Genomic DNA, 17,958 nt, shown 5'->3' with positions numbered 1-17,958 from the left:
ATGGACAATTTTGAAGGCAAGGTTGCGGTGATCACCGGCGCCGGCTCCGGATTCGGCCGTGAGTTCGCACGGCTCGGCACGAAGCTGGGCATGCGTCTCGTACTCGCCGACGTGCAACAGGACGCACTCGACGAAACGTTTGCCGAGGTGAGCGCAGCCGGCGCGCAGGCCATCGCGCGTCGCGTCGACGTCGCGAAGGGTGAGGAAATCGACGCACTGGCGCGCGCCACGCTCAATGCGTACGGCAGTGTGCATCTGGTCTTCAACAATGCGGGCGTGGGCGGCAGCGGCGGCCTCGTGTGGGAGAACACCGAACGCGACTGGCAATGGTTGCTGGGCGTCAACCTGTGGGGCGTGATTCATGGCGTGCGGGCTTTCACGCCGCTGATGCTCGAAGCGGCCAAACGCGATGCGGGATATCGCGGGCACATCGTCAACACGGCGTCGATGGCCGGCATGCTCAATCCGCCGATGATGGGTCCGTACAACGTGTCGAAACATGCGGTGGTGTCGTTGACCGAGTCGCTGTATCAGGATCTTTCGCTGGTTACGCAGCAGGTGGCGTGCTCAGTGCTGTGCCCGTACTTCGTGCCGACCGGAATCGCGAAGGGGCATCGCAACCGCCCGGCCGAATTGGCCAACGACACGCCGCCGACCCTATCGCAACGCGTGTCGCGCGTGATGAGCGAGAAGGCCGTGAGTTCGGGGAAGGTGAGTGCGCAAGAGGTCGCGGTGATGGTGTTCGATGCGATCCGCGAAGAGCAGTTCTATATCTTTTCGCACCCCCATGCGTTAGCCGCCGTGAAAACACGCGCTGAGGATATCGTCACGCCGCGTAATCCGACCGATCCGTTTGCGGAGCGGCCTGAAGTGCGTGGTCAGATTATCGAGGCGTTGAAGGGGTAATCGGGAGCCGGCGGAAGCGCCGACTCCAGAGACAAGAGGCTTCACCTACGCAAGACTTGAAATACGTAAGGCCTCAAAAGCACAAGGCGCCGTGAAAACCACGGCGCCTTGTTTAAGCCTTTCTCTACAGCGTCGTTACTTCGCCGCTGCCAGCGAATTCAAGTCCGCCGACTTCAACCGTCCGCCCTGAACCACCGCCGCAAGCGGATTGCCGATCACGAAGCCGCCGTGATCGTCGACGCCCGTCACACTTTGCGGATTGGCCTGCGGCGGCAGCGCCTTCACGGCTTTATCGAACTGATTGCGGATCGCGGTTGCGTCGCTCACGCTGCCAGCCAGTTTCATTGCGATGGCGGTCGCGTAGACCGCGGTGTAGTTCAGCGAAACTTCCTGGCTCGGATCACGGCCGTCGTGGCTCTTGCGGAAGCGCTCCACAAACATTTTCGCATTCGGCGTGTTGTCGTTGGCCAACGGCAATACTCCGATCGCACCGTTCAGTGGCGCATAGCCGCCGGTGACTTTAGCCACTTCGTCGAGCTTGGCCTGGTCCATGACGATAAAACCACCCTTGAAGCCCAACTCGCGCGCCTGCTGCGCAATCAGACCAGTCGGCTCAGACGGGCCGCCGATAAACATCACATCGGGTTTGGCCGCCAGCACGCGGCTCACGCCGCTGTAGAAATCGGTGGCGCGGTTATACGACATGGCATTGTCCGCGACGATCGTGCCGCCGGCCGCTTCCCACGCGGGTTTGAATGCGGCGACCCAGATCTTGCCGTAATCGGTATCCGTCGCAGCGAGCGCAACCTTCTTGCCGTAGGTCGCCATTTCATACTTGACGAAGGAGTTCAGATACGACGTGAACGAGGGCGGAATACGCACCGTGAGCTTGTTGCCGCGCTCGGTGATCTGCGGCACGCTCGTGTACGAGAGCAGCAGGAGTTTCTGTTGTTCGTTGCTGGTCTGCACGGCGAAGCCACCACCCGAATGCGGCACGAGCACCACGGCGGCCTGTTGTTCATGCGCGAGACGCCGTGCGTTGATCGCGGTTTCGGCAGGGTTGTATTTGTCGTCGAGCGGCACGATCTCGAGCTTGATCTTCTTGCCGGCCACTTCGATGCCGGCCTGATTGACGTCGGCGGCCGCCATCTGCATGCCTTCGAGCACTTCCTGACCGTACTTCGCCGCACCGCCGCTTAACGGACCGGAGTAGCCGATATGCACCACCTGCTGCGCCATCGCGGCGCCAGAGCCCAGCAGCGCCGTCGTGGCGACAGCCGCAACCACTCCAGCGCGTCCGCACAAGCGTTTGATCGTCATACGTGTCTCCTTTGGGATTGTTCGAATGGGCCGGCGCACATGCTCATGCGTCAGGCTGTGCAGCAGATTTGTTCAGCCGCCGACGTAAGCGCGCCGGATCGCTTCATTGTTCATCAGGCTCGCGTGATCGCCTTCGAGCACGATGCGGCCGTTCTCGATGACGTAGGCACGGTGCGCGATCTTTAGCGCCGCGAACGCGTTCTGTTCGGCGAGCAGCACGGTCGTCCCCGCGCGATTGATCTGCTGGATCACCTCGAATACCTGCTTGACCACCAACGGCGCGAGGCCGAGCGATGGTTCGTCGAGCAGCAGCACCTTGGGCCGGGCCATCATCGCGCGCCCGATCGCTACCATCTGCTGCTGGCCGCCGGACAGCGAGCCCGCCAGATGATCCTTGCGTTCGGCAAGAAGCGGGAAGAGGGCGAACACCTGATCGAGATTGCGCTGATTGCCGGCCTTGTCGCCGCGATGCACATAGGCGCCGAGCGTGAGGTTCTTCAGCACCGACATGCCCGGGAACAGCTTGCGTCCCTCGGGACACTGAATCACGCCGCTCCGGACGATCTGCGCGGGCGTCATGCCGAGCAGTTCGCGCGTTCCCAGGCGCAGGCTGCCGCTCGCGGCGCGGCGCAGGCCGCTTGTCGCGAGGAAGATCGAACTCTTGCCTGCGCCGTTGGCGCCGAGCAGCACCACCAGTTCGCCATCGTCCGCGTGCAACGTGATGCCGTCCAGCGCGCGGAAACTGCCGTAATCGAGTGCGACGTTTTCAAACTTCAGCATGCTCGCTCCCGAGATAGGCGTCGATCACGGCCGGGTTCGCGCGAATCTCGGCAGGGGTGCCTTCGGCGATTTTCTTGCCGTAGTTCAGCACCATGATGCGGTCGGCGAGCTTCATGATCATGTTCATCTTGTGTTCGACAAGGCACACCGTCACACCGTGCCTGACCAGCTTGCGGATCAGTTCGGCGAGGCCTTCGGTTTCTTCGGGATTCACGCCACCCGCCGGTTCGTCGAGCAGCATCAGGCTCGGAACGGTAGCGAGCGCGAGCGCCACGGCGGCGCGTTTGCGTTCTTCCTGTGAGATGTCGCCGGCCATCCGTTCCGCCATCGCCGATAAGCCGACGAAGTCCAAAGCCTCGCGCGCCTTCTCGCGGCAGATGCGTTCTTCCTGCCTGAGCCGCGCTGAATGCGTCAGCACGTCCCACAGCCCCGAGCGCGTGCGCAACCGGTGGCCGACGATCAGGTTGTCGAGCACGCTGGCCCGGTCGAACAACGCGGTGGATTGAAATGTGCGCGCGACACCCAGGCGCGCCATCTGATCGGCGCCCAGCTTTGTCACGTCCTGGCCTTTGAAGCGGATGCGGCCGGCGCTTGGCAGGTGGGTGCCGCTGATCAGATTGAAGAAAGTGGTTTTGCCCGCGCCGTTCGGTCCGATGATCGCGTTGATCTTGCCGGCTTCAATATGCGTGCTGACGTCGTCCACCGCGACGAGGCCGCCGAAGTGTTTGCTGAGCGAGTCGATTTCAAGCATGACGGTCTCCGCGTGCGGGCTGCGACTGACGCGCGACGATGCCGCTTTTCGGCGTTGCAGGTTGCGCGCGCCGGTTCTTTCTCGCCATATACAAACCGACGATACCGTTGGGCAGAAAGATCACCAGCAGAATCAGGATCGGGCCGAACACGACGAAGCGGTACGACTGCAGAAACTGCAAATACTGCGTGAGCCATGGAATAGCGAGCGCGCCGAGCAGCGGGCCGGCGAGGGTGCCGATGCCGCCCACCAGCATGTACATCGTCATGTCGAAGGTATGCTCGACGCCCGCCAGATCCGGTCCGAGAAAACGTACAGAACCCGAATAGAGGCCGCCCGCGAACCCCGCATAGACGACCGACAGCACGAAGGCCAGCACCTTGTTGCGCATCAGGTTGATGCCGAGCGACTGCGCGAGGCCGTCGCTATTGCGGATCGCCATGAAGGTCCGGCCGAGCAAAGAGTTGACGATGCGATGCATCATCCATACGCCGAGCACGAGGAACGCGAACACCAGGTAATAGAGTGGCCGCGGATTTTCAAACGAAACGATGCCGAATCCCGAGGGCGCGGGGATGCCAACGATGTCCGATACGCCGTGCGTGAGGCTGTCCCATTTCTCGATCACGAGAAACATGATGTAGCCGACGCACAGCGTGAAGATCGAAAAGTAGTGGCCCCGAAGGCGCAGCGACACGAGGCCGACCAGCACGCCCAGTATCGCGACGACGACGCCCGAGGCGACGAACGCGAGCCAGAACGGCACCTGATGATCGACCGTCAGAATGCCCACCGTGTACGCGCCCACCGCCATGAAGCTGCCGTGCGCGAGATTGAACTGCCCCGTATAACCGGTGATCAGATTCAGCCCGACGGTGGCCAGCGCGAAGACGTACGCGGTGGACATCACGGTCAGCATGTAGTCGTTGGTGGCCAGAAACGGAAACACGAGACCGAGCACAAACAGCAGCGCCCACCCCAGCTTGCCCTCGAATAATTTCATGACTGATTTCACGATGCGCGCAGTTCCCTGGTGAACAGCCCCTGAGGACGAACCGACAGAATCACCACCAGCAGCACGAAGGCGATGATGTCCTTGTAGTCGGTCGAAATGTAGAAGGCGCCGAAGCTCTCCGCCATGCCGATGATCAACCCGCCCACGATCGCGCCCGGCACGCTGCCCATGCCGCCGAGAATGATGATTACGAAGGCCTTCAGGATCACCAGTTGGCCCATCGCCGGATAGACGAGGTTGATCGGCGCATACAGCGTGGCCGCCGCGGCGGCGAGGAGGCCGGAAATGCCGAAGGTGAGCATCGTCACCTTGTTGGCGTCGATGCCCATCAGCGAGGCGCCTTCACGGTCCTGCGCCATCGCGATGATGCTCGAGCCGATCACCGTGTATTTGAGGAAGAGTTGCAGCAGCACTACCAACGCGAACGCGGCGCCGATGATCAGCAGGCGCTGCAACGGCGCGGTGACGCCGCCCAGATCGACGATGCCGGCATAGGGCGTGGCCATGCGATGAAAGTCCGCGCCCCAGATCGCTTGCGCACCGGCTTCGAGAAATAGCAGAAGGCCGATCGCGGCGATCATCGGATGCAATTCGGAAGATTTGCGCAACGGATTGAACACCAGCCGCTCGGCGAGGATCGCGAGCACCGCGACCGCGATGCCGGAACCGATCATGGCGAGCCAGTAGTTCCAGCCGAGCCGGCTCATCAGGTAGAACGAGACGAAGGCGCCGACCATGTAGAACGCGCCGTGGGCGAAATTCGGCACCGCGAGAATGCCGTAGACCAGCGTGAGTCCGAGCGCGACGAGGCTGTAGATGCCGCCTAGCGTCAAGCCGTTGAGAAACTGCTGCAAAAACATATCCACGCTTTTACACCCTCCAACAGGGCGCGTGGCGCAATCGTCACACCATGCTTCTGGGGACGCATCGCCGCACGCCTGACTACGGACGGGACAACAGCCGCGGCCTGAATCAGGCGACCGTTATCGACGGTTGTCGACGGTTTAAAACGCGCACGCATCGACGCAGACTACGAAAAATGATGTGCGGTGGCGTGAGAGAAATTTGGCACGAGCGTTCACTTTGCGTCAATAGGTTTTTCCATTTGATTGTTCTGCATTGCAGATTATTAGGGAAGTCACTTAAGTGTTCCGGGTAAACGGTTTTGAAGTTGGTGCGTTTGAATAAGGAGTCCAACTCAAACGCCGTCAGATGAAATGCACCATCAAGCTGAGCGAAGCAGAGAGGCATACCTTGCAGCAAATGTCCGTGAATCATCAACATCGAGACATCCGCACGCGTGCGGCGGGACTCCTGCTGCTGGGCGACGGATTGAGTGCTCCCAAGGCCGCCGCAAGGCTGAATGTAAGCGCGCAGTCGATCTACAACTGGTCTCGCCTGTGGGCGGAGCAAGGCTTGTGTGGCCTGCTGTCCGGCCATGGCGGTGGTCGTCCTCGTGCGTTGTCCGAAGCCATGCTGGCCACGGCAATGGAGGTTGCGCGCACGGAGTCCATGACGCTCGGACAAATCGCGAAGCGCATCGAAGCCGTGCATGGCGAGCCGATGCCGTGCGCGCTGGAAACCTTGTCGATTGCCCTTCGGCGGGAAGGCTTCTCGTTCAAGCGCAACCGGTTCTCGCTCAAAAAAAGCGGAATCAGGAAGACTTCGAGATGAAATCAGCCACCCTCGACAAACTGCAATGTGCCGTACGCGCCAACGCCGTGCGTCTGGTCTATCTCGATGAAGCGGGCTTTGCCGCGTCACCTCCGGTGCAAAGAGCGTGGTCACCGCGTGGTCTTCCTCATTGCGTCGAACCTCGCTTCCATTGCAGGCGTTCGGTGCTTGGCGCACTCGACTTCGGCGCAAACACACTGGCTTACCATGTCGCGAATTCGTCGATCAAAGGCGACGCTGTCATCGAATTCATCGAGCAAATCGCCCTGCAGGGCGATGAACGTCCGACCGTAGTGGTACTCGACAACGCCTCGATCCATCATGCCATTGATCCCGAAGTGCATGAGCGCTGGCTACGCGAGCATCGCATGCAACTGTTCTATCTGCCGCCATACAGTCCCGAACTCAATCTCATTGAGATCGTTTGGAAGCAGGCCAAATACCACTGGCGAAACTTCGTCACCTGGACGAAGGAAACCATCGATGACGAAGTTCGCAACCTGCTCGGCGCATACGGCACCAAATTTCAAATCAATTTCGCCTGAACACTTATGATCCGGCGTACCGCGCGTGCGGCACGCCGGCATCTCGCGCGCCGCGGCGGCTAGAACATGTGCCGGATGCCGAGGTTCACGCCAGCGGTTGTGCCGGTGGCTTCGTTCAGTGCGTTGTTGACGGACAGACCGGTGTGCATCGCGCCGTGGTTGGTGACGAAGCCGGCTTGCCCATACACCACGGTGGCCTTCGACAGCGAATACTCGACCCCGGTGGACGCCAGTATCGAATTGTTCGACGAGTTGTTCCCGTCGCGCGTGACCCACACGCCCGCGTCGACGTTCAGCGCCGGTGTGATGCGATAGCTGGCGCCGCCTGAATAGACGCGATCGTTGAACGACCCTGCCACCTTGTACTGCACGTAGGAAGCCTTCACGGTCAGGTTGTTGAATATGTAGCTGGCGCCGATTGCGCGGCCGTCGAATTCAACCACGCTCGGAATCGCGATCGATGCAGCGCTGCCGCCGGCGTTGCCGCTGTAGAGCGCGGCATCGACGGTCAGCGTGCCGAGGTGGTAGCGCAGGCTCGCCGAGTACTGACGGCCGGCCTGGAAATCCCCGGCCGTGCCGCCCAAGGCCATCATCGCGCTCGCTTGCAAGCCGGCGATTTCAGGCGACGTGTACGAAATGCCGTTCGGGTTGAACAGGCCGGTCACATAGACGTTATTGAGGTAGGTGATGAGGCCGCTGCCGAAGTACGACATCTCGCGCGGATCGAAGTCATACACCGCGAGGAAGAAGGGCGAGAACTGCAAGCCGGCCTTGACCGTACCGTAGCGGCTGTCCACCCCGACCCACGCCTGCCGCCCGAATTCGTTGCCGTTCGAATTGCTGAACGAACCGTTGGCGATGCTGATACCGCTTTCGAGTTCGAAGATCGCGCGCATGCCGCCGCCGAGATCCTCCGCGCCGCGGATGCCGAAGCGCGAACCGGAGAGGCCGCTGTCGGTGAAGGAGTATTGATGGCCGGCGCTCTGACCGGTCGTCGGATTAAGTGTTTTGTTGGTGTAGAGGAGAGAACCGTCGACGATACCGTACAACGTGACGCTGCTTTGTGCATAGGCGCACTGAGTCGCGCCCAGTGCGCACGCGCCCACTAATCCGAGAATGGCTCCAAACCGATTGCGATGACTTGCCGGCATGCTTCGTGTCTCCTTGTTTTTTGGAATCGACTGAACGGGCGAAGTAATGCTTGTGCTGCAAGATTCTGGCGATCTGTTGCGCGATACGATTTCAATGGGCGATATGGGGCCTTCGCAATCTGATCAGGAATACGAAATAGTTGGTCTGCTGGTGCGCGCCTTGGGTCCGGTTGCCTGCTGGGTTGTCTCCTGATCGCTGGGGCGGCTCGGCGCTGCTATGAACTCATTGATCGCATGCTTGCGCACAGGATGCAGGCACAATTTGGCACGACCGTTCGCTCTGTGTCAACGGGGGAAATCGCTCGTTTGGCCTGCAATGCAGGCCAAAATAGGGAAAACACCTGGCGCGGAATGGATGCTTGATTTGCGACGTAAGGCTATGTAATGAAAGGAATTTGGAGGAATTATCCGGTTTGAATTCGCAGTCGGTTAGCTGTCGCCGCAGTTCTGCATTGCAGAACTGCGGGGGTGACTCAACGTGCCCCAAGCGTCTCTATCAGCATGTCGACGAAGGCCTTGACCCGCGCTGTCATCTGCAACTGTTGCGGGTACACCGCGTAGATATCTGCACCCGGCGTGCGGTATTCCGGCAGGACATGGATCAGGCGACCGTCCGCGAGATACTCCGCGATATCCCATTCCGCCCGCATCAGAATGCCGTGGCCGTCCAGCGCCCACTTCACCGCGATCTCGCCGTCATTGGTGGTGAGGTTGCCGCGCACGCGAACCGTCTCGGTCCTTTCGGCCGTGCCGCGTCCGCTGGTCAGACGCCATAGCCCGTAGCCATCGCCGCCCTGGCGAATGCCGATGCAGTTGTGCTGCGATAGCTCTGCCGGACTGCGTGGCGCGCGCCGTTTGGCGAAATACGCAGGCGATGCGCAAAGCAGCCGCCGATTGGACGCGACCCGGCGCGCAATCACGCGAGCATCCGGCGGCTCGCCGAAGCGCACGCACACGTCGAAGGCATCGTCGCTGAGCGGCGGTGGGTCGACGGAGAGCTGCAACTGCACGTCCACCTCGGGAAAGCGCCGCACAAACTGGGAAATGAGCGGCGCCACGTGACTGCGGCCGAAGCCGAGCGTCGCGTTCACGCGCAGCAGGCCTTTCGGTGCCGCTTGCGAGCCGCCGAGCAACTGCGCCAGATCGTCCATTTCGCTCAGGATGCGCCTCGCGCGCGTCAGGTAGAGCTCGCCCTCCGGCGTGAGGCTCATGCGCCGTGTCGTGCGATTGACGAGCGCCACGCCCGCCCGCGATTCCATTTGCGACAGATGCTTGCTCACGGCCGCAGTACTCAACCCGAGTTCGCGTGCCGCCGCTGTCAGGCTGCCGCTTGCGGCGAGTGTGGAGAAGAACGCGAGGTCGTCCGGTTGTATCGACGAGGTCATGTTGAGCTGCCAATGAGCGAGCTAGTCAGTAGGCCAATGAGCAGGCCGACAAGCAGGCCAGCGAGCCGCTCATTGTTAACTTCAGGTTAAGGATGCTTTGAGTCTAGCAGCGTTTTCGCGCGCGGTCCTCGTTCTAGGATGCAGCCATACGTTCAACATCATGGAGACACCAGTGAAAACCTACCGCATCGCAACCATCCCCGGCGACGGCATCGGCAAGGAAGTCGTGCCCGCGGGCCAACGGGTTCTCGAAGCCATCGCCGCGCGCAACGACAGCTTCGGATTCGAGTTCGAGAATTTCGATTGGGGCGGCGATTATTACCGCCAGCACGGTGTGATGATGCCGGCCGATGGGCTGGACGCGATCCGCAACAAGGACGCGATTCTGTTCGGCTCGGCAGGCGACCCGCATATTCCCGATCACGTGACGCTGTGGGGTTTGCGCCTGAAGATCTGCCAGGGCTTCGATCAGTATGCGAATGTGCGTCCCACCCGCATCCTTCCCGGCATCGACGCGCCGTTGAAGCGCTGTGGACCGCAGGATCTCGACTGGGTTATCGTGCGCGAGAACTCGGAGGGTGAGTACGCCGGTGTAGGCGGACGCGCGCATCAGGGACATCCGATCGAAGTGGCAACGGACGTTTCGATGATGACCCGCGTGGGCGTCGAACGCATTCTTCGTTTCGCGTTCCGTCTTGCCCAGTCACGGCCGCGCAAGCTGCTGACGGTGATCACCAAGAGCAATGCGCAACGTCACGCGATGGTCATGTGGGACGAGATCGCCCTGGAAGTATCGCGGGAGTTTCCCGACGTCCAATGGGACAAGGAACTCGTCGACGCCGCCACCGCGCGCATGGTCAACCGTCCCGCCACGCTCGATACGATCGTCGCGACGAACCTTCACGCGGACATTCTCAGCGATCTGGCCGCGGCACTGGCCGGCAGCCTCGGCATCGCGCCGACCGCGAATCTCGACCCCGAGCGCCGCTATCCCTCGATGTTCGAACCGATTCACGGCTCCGCTTTCGACATCATGGGCAAGGGTCTCGCCAATCCGGTCGGCACCTTCTGGTCGGTCGTGATGATGCTCGAGCATCTCGGCGAGACGGGCGCTGCCCAGCAATTGATGAACGCGATCGAACGCATCACGGCTGACCCGGCGCTGCACACCCGCGACCTTGGCGGCACGGCGACGACCGTGCAGGTGACCGATGCGGTCTGCACGATCCTCGCAGCGGAACCGGCGGCGCAGTTCAAAGCGGCCTGAACCAGCAACGCGCAACGCGCAACACTTGCATTAGACAAAAACATAACGCCCGGACGCACACGTCACGGGCGACTTAAAGTTCGGAGACTGGCATGGCCAATGAATTGCAAGCCCGTGTAGTTCGCAAGCTGACGTGGCGCATTTTGCCCTTCGTCATGCTGCTTTACTTTGTCAGTTTTCTCGACCGCGTGAACGTCGGTTTCGCTGCGCTGACGATGAACAAGGACCTCGGCCTCTCGCCGACCATGTTCGGGCTTGGCGGCGGCATCTTCTTTCTTGGGTACTTTCTGTTCGAAGTGCCCTCGAACCTCATTCTGAACAGGGTCGGTGCGCGCATCTGGATTGCCCGCGTGATGGTGACGTGGGGGCTGGTGTCGGCGGCTTCCGCGTTTGTCGTTGGACCGAACTCGTTCTATACGCTGCGCTTTTTGCTTGGTGTGGCCGAAGCTGGTTTCTTTCCCGGCATCATTCTCTATCTCAGTCAGTGGTTTCCGGCGCGGCAGCGCGCGGTCGCGGCGGCGGCATTCATGGCGGCCGCGCCTTTGTCGACGGCAATCGGCTCGCCCATTTCAGGCGCCATCATGCAGATGCCGGCCCTGTTCGGACTGAAAGACTGGCAATGGCTGTTCATCATCGAAGCAATTCCTGCTGTCATACTCGGATTCGTGGTGTTGAAAGCCCTCACCGATTCGCCAGAAGAGGCGACGTGGCTTGCCGCGGATGAGAAGGCGTGGCTTGTCGCAACGTTGCGCGAAGAGCGAGCAGGACGTGAATCGCAGGCAGGCCATGCGGCCGGCGCGCTTGCGGCGCTGCGCGACCCGCGCGTGTGGATCATGTCGCTGATTTACTTCGGCACGTCCGCGGGCCTTTATACGCTCGGGCTATGGGCGCCGCTGATCATTCGTCAATTCGGCTTTAGCGCGCTGGGCACAGGCGCGTTGAATGCGATCCCCAGCGTGCTGGCGGTGATCGGCATGGTGCTGTGGGCTCGCCATTCGGATCGTACTGGTGAGCGCACCTGGCATGTGGTGATTCCGTGTGTTGCAGCGGGCGTTGGGCTCGCATGGGCGGGCTTTGCGGATACCATCGTGGCGGTGGTGCTCGCGTTGATCCTCGTGAACGTGGGCATTAGTGCGGCCAAGGCGCCGCTGTGGGCCATGCCGAGTACCTTTCTCTCAGGCGCCGGCGCAGCGGCCGGTATCGCCATGATCAACTCGATCGGCAATCTTGGCGGTTTCGTCGGCCCGTTCGCAATCGGCTGGTTGAAGAGCGTGACGGGCGGATATGCTGCCGGACTTTACGTGGTGGCAGCGAGTCTCGCGGTATCCGCCATGCTCGCTTTGGCTGTCGGCCGGCGAGGATATCGGGCGGCGCCCGCGCCGCAATGATCTCGCTGGTTTTCTGAGCGGTTTTCTTGTTGACGATGTGCCTCGCTCCCGCGCCGATTTTGTCCGCTGACTTGCTGCGAGTTATGAACAACGCAGTGACAGCGCGGAAGCGCAGGGCATCATCGCGCGTATTCAATGATTGAACACTCGCGAGTTCTTGCCCGCAAAATGCATCGTCGAAGATTGCGAAAAGCTTGTCGCAGGCGCGCCGTAACCCGAGCTGTCGCCGTAACCCGACATCTTGTGCGAAGGCTGCTGATATTGCGTACCCGGCTGATTGTTCTGCGTGTCCTGCATCGAGACGGCGGGTGCTGTCGTTGTGCCGTTCATCGGTGTGTTCATCTGCTGGGCAAACGACAGGGTCGGGATGGCGACGATCGAAGCAATGAGCATGACGTGTTTGAGTGCTTTCATGATGGTTCTCCAATAGTGTGATGGTGCCGCGCCGACCATTCCGATCGACGCGTATCCACAGATTAAGCAGCTTTCCTTAATTTCCCCTTAGGTCGCTTGAACATCTTTCTCTCGAATCCAGAAGCGCCGAAAATGCGGGGCGACTGTGGCGAGAACCTGTGCCTCATGAGCGCACGCATAAGGAAGTCTTAAGAAAAAATCATGCAGAGCCGAATGGGGATGAGAACTGTTGACGTTCTCGCTAACGATGCCTTTTAGGGGCTTTATGATTTCCCTGCCTGAATCGATTACGCTTCGTTGTTAGCGACCCGATATGCAGGCACGTCACGATGGCAACCAAACATGAAGTCAAGCGGTACAGAGCCAATCTTTCCGATGAGCTCCATAGCGCCGCGCTCTATGAAACGCTCGCGAAGGTCGAGAAGGACGACACCCGCAAGCAGGTCTACAGCGACCTCGCGAAGTCGGAGCACGATCATGCGCAACTGTGGGCCGATAAGCTGAAAGCGAATGGCATCCAGCCGAAGGGCACCGGCCAGGCCGTGAAAACGCGCCTGATGAAAGCACTGGTACGGATGTTCGGCGCGAGTTTCGTGCTACCCACGCTCGCCGCGGCCGAATACGCCGACCGTAACAAATACCACGGGCAGCCGGACGCGGGCCGCATGTCGGCCGACGAGCATCACCACGCGGCGGTAGTCCAGACCCTGGCTCACGGCGGCGACCCGGACCTGTCGCATGGGGCGCGCATTGCCGCAGCGGAGTCGTGGCACAAGGGCGTTTCGTCGGGTAACGATCTGCGTGCGGCCGTGCTCGGTGCGAACGACGGCCTCGTTTCGAACTTCTGCCTGATCATGGGCGTAGCCGGTGCGGGAACCGGCAACAAGGCGATCCTGCTCACGGGGCTCGCCGGCCTGATCGCCGGCGCGTGTTCGATGGCGTTGGGTGAATGGCTATCGGTGACCAATGCGCGCGAGTTGGCCAATACCCAGATTGCTAAAGAAGCTGAAGAACTGGAAATGTCGCCGGAAGCCGAGGAGCACGAACTGGCGCTGATCTATCGCGCCAAGGGTCTGGACGCTGCCGAGGCCAAACGGGTGGCATCGCAGATGATGCGAGACAAGGACAAGGCGCTCGATACCTTGACGCGAGAGGAGCTTGGGCTCGATCCCGCCGAGTTGGGCGGCAACCCGTGGTCCGCTGCGGGCGTCTCCTTTTGCCTGTTTTCGGTCGGCGCGATTTTTCCGGTGATGCCGTTCCTGTGGACACACGGGTTTAACGCGATCCTGCAATGTGTCGTGCTTAGCATGCTTGCGCTCGCATCGATCGGCGTCTTCACCTCGCTATTCAATGGCCGCAGCGCAGCGTTCTCCGCGCTGCGGCAGGTCGTGATCGGTCTCATTGCCGCGGCGTTTACGTTTGGGGTCGGCAAGCTACTGGGCGTGTCAATCTCGTGACGTCGATCGATAGTGGACAGGCACGAAAACCGGCCCGGGAATGCCGACGCTGATGCCCACGTCGACGCGGTCGGAAGCGATTATGGAAGTCATTCATATCGCGCCGCCGGGAATCATTGATAATAGGTCCCTGCGCATAGTTTTGTTGTCGCCAGATGAGGCTCGAACCGGCACCTAATAGCCTGGTCGCGTCGTTTCAAATAGGCATCCACGATTGACCGGGGAACGTAATGGGCTTTTCTGCTGAGGTTGGGGCGCTCGCGCGCCTGTGCTGCATGTACCCGGTGCTGGCCGGCCTTGCGATCTGGTATTTTTCGCGAGCGGACCGCCTGCTGCGGGTGGTCCGCGCCCGTTATTGAGCGTCGAATTCAGCGTGAATTCCGCTTGGCATTTTTCCTGTGACGCTACCGGCGACCGGCATCCATTTATCTGGCTGCCAGAGCACTCCCACGCGTGATTGCCACGTGTCAGTAGCGCGGCTTCTTGCGTGTCCAGTCGGGGCGGAATTTACGCATCTGGGCAACGTCGTCGCGCTGCGTGATGCCGCAACGCAAATATTGCTCATGCAGTGCGGCTAGCGCATCGTGATCCAGTTCGACGCCCAGCCCCGGTGTGTCGGTCAGCGTGACGCAGCCATTCTCGATGGCGATTTTGCCGCCCTTGATGACCTCGTCTTCCTGCCACGGATAGTGTGTGTCACACGCATAGGTCAGGTTGGGTACAGCCGCGGCCAGATGCGACATCGCCATCAGGCTGATGCCGAGGTGCGAATTGGAGTGCATCGACAGGCCAAGGCCGAACGTCTCGCACATGACCGCGAGCGATTGCGTTGCCCGCAGGCCACCCCAGTAGTGGTGATCCGACAGCAGGATCTGCACGCCGTTGAGCGTGACGTTGCGGCGGAATTCCTCCATGTTTGTCACGACCATGTTGGTGGCAAGCGGCAAGCCTGTCGCCTTGTGCAGTTCGGCCATGCCTTCGAGACCGGGTGTGGGATCCTCGTAGTACTCGAGATCGCCTTGCAGTTGCTCCGCCATGCGGATGGCGGTATCGAGCGACCAGTTCGCGTTCGGATCGATCCGCAGCGGGTGATTGGGGAAAGCCCGCTTGAGGGCCTTCAGGCATTCGACCTCGTGTTCGGGGTCGAGCGCGCCCGCCTTGAGCTTGATGCTGCCGAAGCCGTAACGGTCGATCATCGTGCGCGCCTGCGCGACGATCTGATCGGCGCTGAGCGCCTCGCCCCAACTGTCGGGCCGGTACGACGGATCGACATCGCTCGCGAACTTGAAGAAGAGGTACGCCGAGAACGGCACCTGCCGGCGCACAGCGCCGCCGAGGAGTTCATGCACGGGAATGCCGAGCGAGCGTGCCTGCAGGTCGAGCAGGGCGACCTCGAATGCACCGAAGGTCTTGTGACCCGCCTTGTTCTCCTGTGAGCCGGGTGCCAGGTCCAGTTCGATGGCACGGGTGCCCGTCTCACTGTGATTCGCGCTCGACGTCACCTGGCGCCACAGCCCGTTCAGGTCGAATGGACTGAGTCCGACGAGGCGGTCCTTAACGCGCAACAGCGCATCCAGCACGGGCCTGTCACCATAGGTTTCGCTCAGACCGGTCAGGCCGTTGTCGGTCTCCACCTCGATGATCGAGCGCAGGGCATACGGCTCGTGAACGCCGCTCGCGTTGAGTAGCGGCGGGTCGGAAATGGCTATGGGCGTGACGCGGACGGCGACGATCTTCATCTGCTAGCTCCCTTTCAGGTGGTGTGGCGCGGCCTTGGGACGCGCTGTCGGATTGGTGCGGTTTGCGCCGGTAGGCGCTCGCCGGCGCGGTGTTGACGGACAGACTGGCTGCCGCGGCGGCAATGCACCGCGTGCCAGCTACTTTGCTCAGAGGGGAAAACGTTATCTCTGATATTGCGAAATAACGTTTTCCTGAATTTTACACAAACGCCGTTGGCAAGCAAGTTCTGGATTTGTGTGTGCCGCTGGATCGGAATGTGAGCCGATATTTCGTGTGTCTAAAAACCATATATTTCAAAAAAATGTCGAATATTTATATCTATATTATGATTTGTGCGCAGTTTTAGATGTGAAAATCTGATGGCAGCTTGGTGTCTAATGCAGCTTGCCGGGTGCTGTCAATCGTGGTTTGTTCGGGCGGATCATCGAAGGAAAACGTTTGACTAGATCGCGACATTTGGCGATATTAGTAAAACGTTTGGATCTCCTCGCTCTCTAGTAGCTTGTGACCTCTCTCTCCCCGAATTTCAATGGATACAGCGATGCAAACGCAATTTGATTTCAGCGACAAAGTGGCGGTAGTGACTGGCGCGAGCGGTGCCATCGGCATGGCCATCGCCCGGCGCTTTCATCAGGCGGGTGCGCATGTTGTCGCGACCGGCCGGCGTGAAGATGCGCTGGCGGGCCTGGCGGCCCAACTGGGCGAGCGCTGCGAGCTGGTTATCGGCGATCTGGCCGATGCCGCGCACCGGCATGACATCTTTGCCTGCGCGGCGCGCCTCGGAGGGGCGGACCTGCTGATCAACAATGCAGGCATGACGCAGACGAAAATGCCCACGGTCGAAGCGAGCCTTGAGGACTTCGATAGCATCGTCGGCGTCAATCTTCGAGCGACGTGGGCGTTGAGTCTCGATGTGATTCGCCACTGGATTGCCCGTGGGCATAAGGGCGCGATCGTCAATGTGTCGTCGCCGGGTGCGCAGCGCGCGCATCGCAACAACGCGATTTACGACATGACGAAAGGAGGGGTGGACGCGCTGACGCGTTGCCTTGCGGTGGATTTTGGTGGTCACGGTATCCGGGTCAATGCGATCGCGCCCGCGCAGATTCCCCATTCACATGCGCGCGAGGTGAACCCGGCCGCGGCGCGCGGCTTGCCACTGCCGCGCCATGGCGATCCGGACGAAGCCGCGCTGCCCGTGTTGTTCCTCGCATCCGACGCCGCGTCGTTTATTACCGGGCATGTACTGCCGGTGGACGGCGGCCTGCTCGCCCAGCTCCGCACGCCGGCATGACGCGACGGTGTGACATGCGAGATGAACCGGTCGGCGCGGGCTTCGGCATTCGTCAAGACTGCTAACAACATCAGGAGACTTTCATGCAGCGCAACCGGTTCAAGACGCAATTGCTGGCCCGAAAGCAGCAACTCGGCATCTGGAGCATGCTCGCGTCGAGCAATGTTGTAGAAGTTCTGACCCAGTCCGAATGCGACTGGATTCTCCTTGACACCGAGCACGCGGCCAATGAGGTGCCGATGGTGCAGGAGCAGTTGCGCTGCGTCGCACAATCGGACGTGTCCGCGGTCGTGCGTCCCAGCACGAACGACACCGTCCAGATCAAGCGTCTGCTCGACATCGGTGCGCAGACGTTGCTGGTGCCGATGGTCGACACGCCGGAGGACGCGCTTCGCGCGGCGGCGGCCGTGCGCTATCCGCCGGTGGGTATTCGCGGGGTGTCGTCAGCGACCCGTGCGAACCGTTATGGTCGTGACAGTGACTACCTGCAGCAGGCCAACGACGAGGTGTGCCTGCTCGTGCAACTGGAAACCGTCAAGGCGCTTGCGAATCTGGAGCGGATCGCCGAGGTGGACGGCGTCGACGCGCTCTTCATCGGACCGTCCGATCTTGCGGCGGCGCTCGGTCATCTCGGTGATTTTCGGCATCCCGAAGTACAGGCCGCGATCCACGATGCGTTCGCTCGTGCGCACCAGTGCGGCAAACCGATCGGCATCCTGATGCCGGACCCGGTGCTGTCTGCCGAGTATCTGCGCAGCGGCTTCGACTATGTTGCGCTGGCAACCGATATCGGCTTACTGCGCAACGGCGCGCAAGCGGTGCTGAAACAGGCAGCCGTACTGAATTAACCGCCGCGCCGCGAATGAAAATG

Annotated in this window: 19 protein-coding genes; 10 read left to right on the top strand and 9 right to left on the bottom strand. The window is 61.0% G+C overall.

The annotated features are described in order from the left end of the window. The gene (locus GNZ12_RS16855; protein ID WP_172311670.1) at positions 1-906 is read left to right on the top strand and encodes an SDR family oxidoreductase; all 906 of its coding nucleotides are present in this window, start codon (positions 1-3) and stop codon (positions 904-906) included. Positions 907-1,041: 135 nt separating this feature from the next. Here the strand turns inward: GNZ12_RS16855 and GNZ12_RS16850 are convergent, their stop codons facing one another. From GNZ12_RS16850 to GNZ12_RS16830, 5 genes are all read right to left on the bottom strand, one after another. After that, entirely contained in the window at positions 1,042-2,226 is a 1,185-nt protein-coding gene (locus GNZ12_RS16850; RefSeq protein WP_172311668.1) for an ABC transporter substrate-binding protein, read from the bottom strand. A 72-nt stretch (positions 2,227-2,298) separates the two neighbouring features. Next, positions 2,299-3,006: an ABC transporter ATP-binding protein gene (locus tag GNZ12_RS16845; protein WP_074289983.1), complete on the bottom strand. Its 708-nt coding sequence runs from the start codon at positions 3,004-3,006 to the stop codon at positions 2,299-2,301. Next, positions 2,993-3,757, bottom strand: coding sequence for an ABC transporter ATP-binding protein (locus GNZ12_RS16840; protein WP_172311666.1), 765 nt, complete (start codon positions 3,755-3,757; stop codon positions 2,993-2,995). The genes GNZ12_RS16845 and GNZ12_RS16840 overlap by 14 nt, the downstream gene beginning before the upstream one ends. Then, a complete protein-coding gene (locus tag GNZ12_RS16835; RefSeq protein WP_172311664.1) occupies positions 3,750-4,760 on the bottom strand; it encodes a branched-chain amino acid ABC transporter permease in 1,011 nt (336 codons plus the stop codon). The genes GNZ12_RS16840 and GNZ12_RS16835 overlap by 8 nt, the downstream gene beginning before the upstream one ends. Before the next feature lie 8 nt (positions 4,761-4,768). Further along, positions 4,769-5,632, bottom strand: coding sequence for a branched-chain amino acid ABC transporter permease (locus GNZ12_RS16830; protein WP_216673245.1), 864 nt, complete (start codon positions 5,630-5,632; stop codon positions 4,769-4,771). A 403-nt stretch (positions 5,633-6,035) separates the two neighbouring features. Between GNZ12_RS16830 and GNZ12_RS16825 the strand changes: the two genes are divergently transcribed. Together GNZ12_RS16825 and GNZ12_RS16820 are read left to right on the top strand one after the other, a co-directional pair. After that, a complete protein-coding gene (locus GNZ12_RS16825; protein ID WP_235993664.1) occupies positions 6,036-6,446 on the top strand; it encodes a helix-turn-helix domain-containing protein in 411 nt (136 codons plus the stop codon). Beyond that, positions 6,443-6,991, top strand: a complete 549-nt coding sequence (locus tag GNZ12_RS16820; RefSeq protein WP_172310113.1) for an IS630 family transposase — start codon at positions 6,443-6,445, stop codon at positions 6,989-6,991. Before GNZ12_RS16825 ends, GNZ12_RS16820 begins: the two co-directional genes overlap by 4 nt. A 59-nt stretch (positions 6,992-7,050) precedes the next feature. Here GNZ12_RS16820 and GNZ12_RS16815 read toward each other — a convergent pair whose 3' ends face one another. Then, positions 7,051-8,142, bottom strand: coding sequence for a porin (locus GNZ12_RS16815; protein WP_172311660.1), 1,092 nt, complete (start codon positions 8,140-8,142; stop codon positions 7,051-7,053). A 46-nt stretch (positions 8,143-8,188) separates the two neighbouring features. Here GNZ12_RS16815 and GNZ12_RS16810 point away from each other — a divergent pair, with 46 nt between their 5' ends. Continuing rightward, on the top strand, positions 8,189-8,335 hold the full coding sequence (locus tag GNZ12_RS16810; protein ID WP_172311658.1) for a hypothetical protein: 147 nt from the start codon (positions 8,189-8,191) through the stop codon (positions 8,333-8,335). 280 nt (positions 8,336-8,615) lie between these two features. Here the strand turns inward: GNZ12_RS16810 and GNZ12_RS16805 are convergent, their stop codons facing one another. Then, positions 8,616-9,527, bottom strand: coding sequence for a LysR family transcriptional regulator (locus GNZ12_RS16805; protein WP_172311656.1), 912 nt, complete (start codon positions 9,525-9,527; stop codon positions 8,616-8,618). Between the two features lie 172 nt (positions 9,528-9,699). Here GNZ12_RS16805 and GNZ12_RS16800 point away from each other — a divergent pair, with 172 nt between their 5' ends. Together GNZ12_RS16800 and GNZ12_RS16795 are read left to right on the top strand one after the other, a co-directional pair. Further along, complete coding sequence (locus tag GNZ12_RS16800; protein WP_172311654.1) at positions 9,700-10,794, top strand: tartrate dehydrogenase; 1,095 nt, start codon at positions 9,700-9,702, stop codon at positions 10,792-10,794. A gap of 92 nt (positions 10,795-10,886) precedes the next feature. Next, a complete protein-coding gene (locus GNZ12_RS16795) occupies positions 10,887-12,182 on the top strand; it encodes an MFS transporter (protein ID WP_172311652.1) in 1,296 nt (431 codons plus the stop codon). Positions 12,183-12,314: 132 nt separating this feature from the next. On the opposite strand, the gene GNZ12_RS16790 is transcribed toward GNZ12_RS16795, so the two are convergent. After that, a complete protein-coding gene (locus tag GNZ12_RS16790) occupies positions 12,315-12,596 on the bottom strand; it encodes a hypothetical protein (protein ID WP_172311650.1) in 282 nt (93 codons plus the stop codon). A 329-nt stretch (positions 12,597-12,925) separates the two neighbouring features. Here GNZ12_RS16790 and GNZ12_RS16785 point away from each other — a divergent pair, with 329 nt between their 5' ends. After that, positions 12,926-14,053 carry a VIT1/CCC1 transporter family protein gene (locus GNZ12_RS16785; protein WP_172311648.1) on the top strand — a complete coding sequence of 376 codons (1,128 nt, stop codon included), beginning with the start codon at positions 12,926-12,928 and terminating at the stop codon, positions 14,051-14,053. A gap of 230 nt (positions 14,054-14,283) precedes the next feature. Continuing rightward, on the top strand, positions 14,284-14,412 hold the full coding sequence (locus tag GNZ12_RS45050; RefSeq protein WP_268959036.1) for a hypothetical protein: 129 nt from the start codon (positions 14,284-14,286) through the stop codon (positions 14,410-14,412). Positions 14,413-14,520: 108 nt separating this feature from the next. Here the strand turns inward: GNZ12_RS45050 and GNZ12_RS16780 are convergent, their stop codons facing one another. Further along, on the bottom strand, positions 14,521-15,792 hold the full coding sequence (locus GNZ12_RS16780) for a glucarate dehydratase family protein (protein ID WP_172311646.1): 1,272 nt from the start codon (positions 15,790-15,792) through the stop codon (positions 14,521-14,523). Between the two features lie 542 nt (positions 15,793-16,334). On the opposite strand from GNZ12_RS16780, the gene GNZ12_RS16775 reads away from it, so the two are divergent. Continuing rightward, the gene (locus GNZ12_RS16775) at positions 16,335-17,087 is read left to right on the top strand and encodes an SDR family NAD(P)-dependent oxidoreductase (protein WP_172311644.1); all 753 of its coding nucleotides are present in this window, start codon (positions 16,335-16,337) and stop codon (positions 17,085-17,087) included. Between the two features lie 83 nt (positions 17,088-17,170). Beyond that, positions 17,171-17,935: an HpcH/HpaI aldolase family protein gene (locus GNZ12_RS16770; protein WP_172311642.1), complete on the top strand. Its 765-nt coding sequence runs from the start codon at positions 17,171-17,173 to the stop codon at positions 17,933-17,935. Positions 17,936-17,958 lie beyond the last annotated feature (23 nt).

This window comes from Paraburkholderia solitsugae (genome assembly GCF_013177695.1).
GTDB lineage: Bacteria > Pseudomonadota > Gammaproteobacteria > Burkholderiales > Burkholderiaceae > Paraburkholderia > Paraburkholderia solitsugae.
This window is presented reverse-complemented; position numbering and strand designations above follow the sequence as displayed.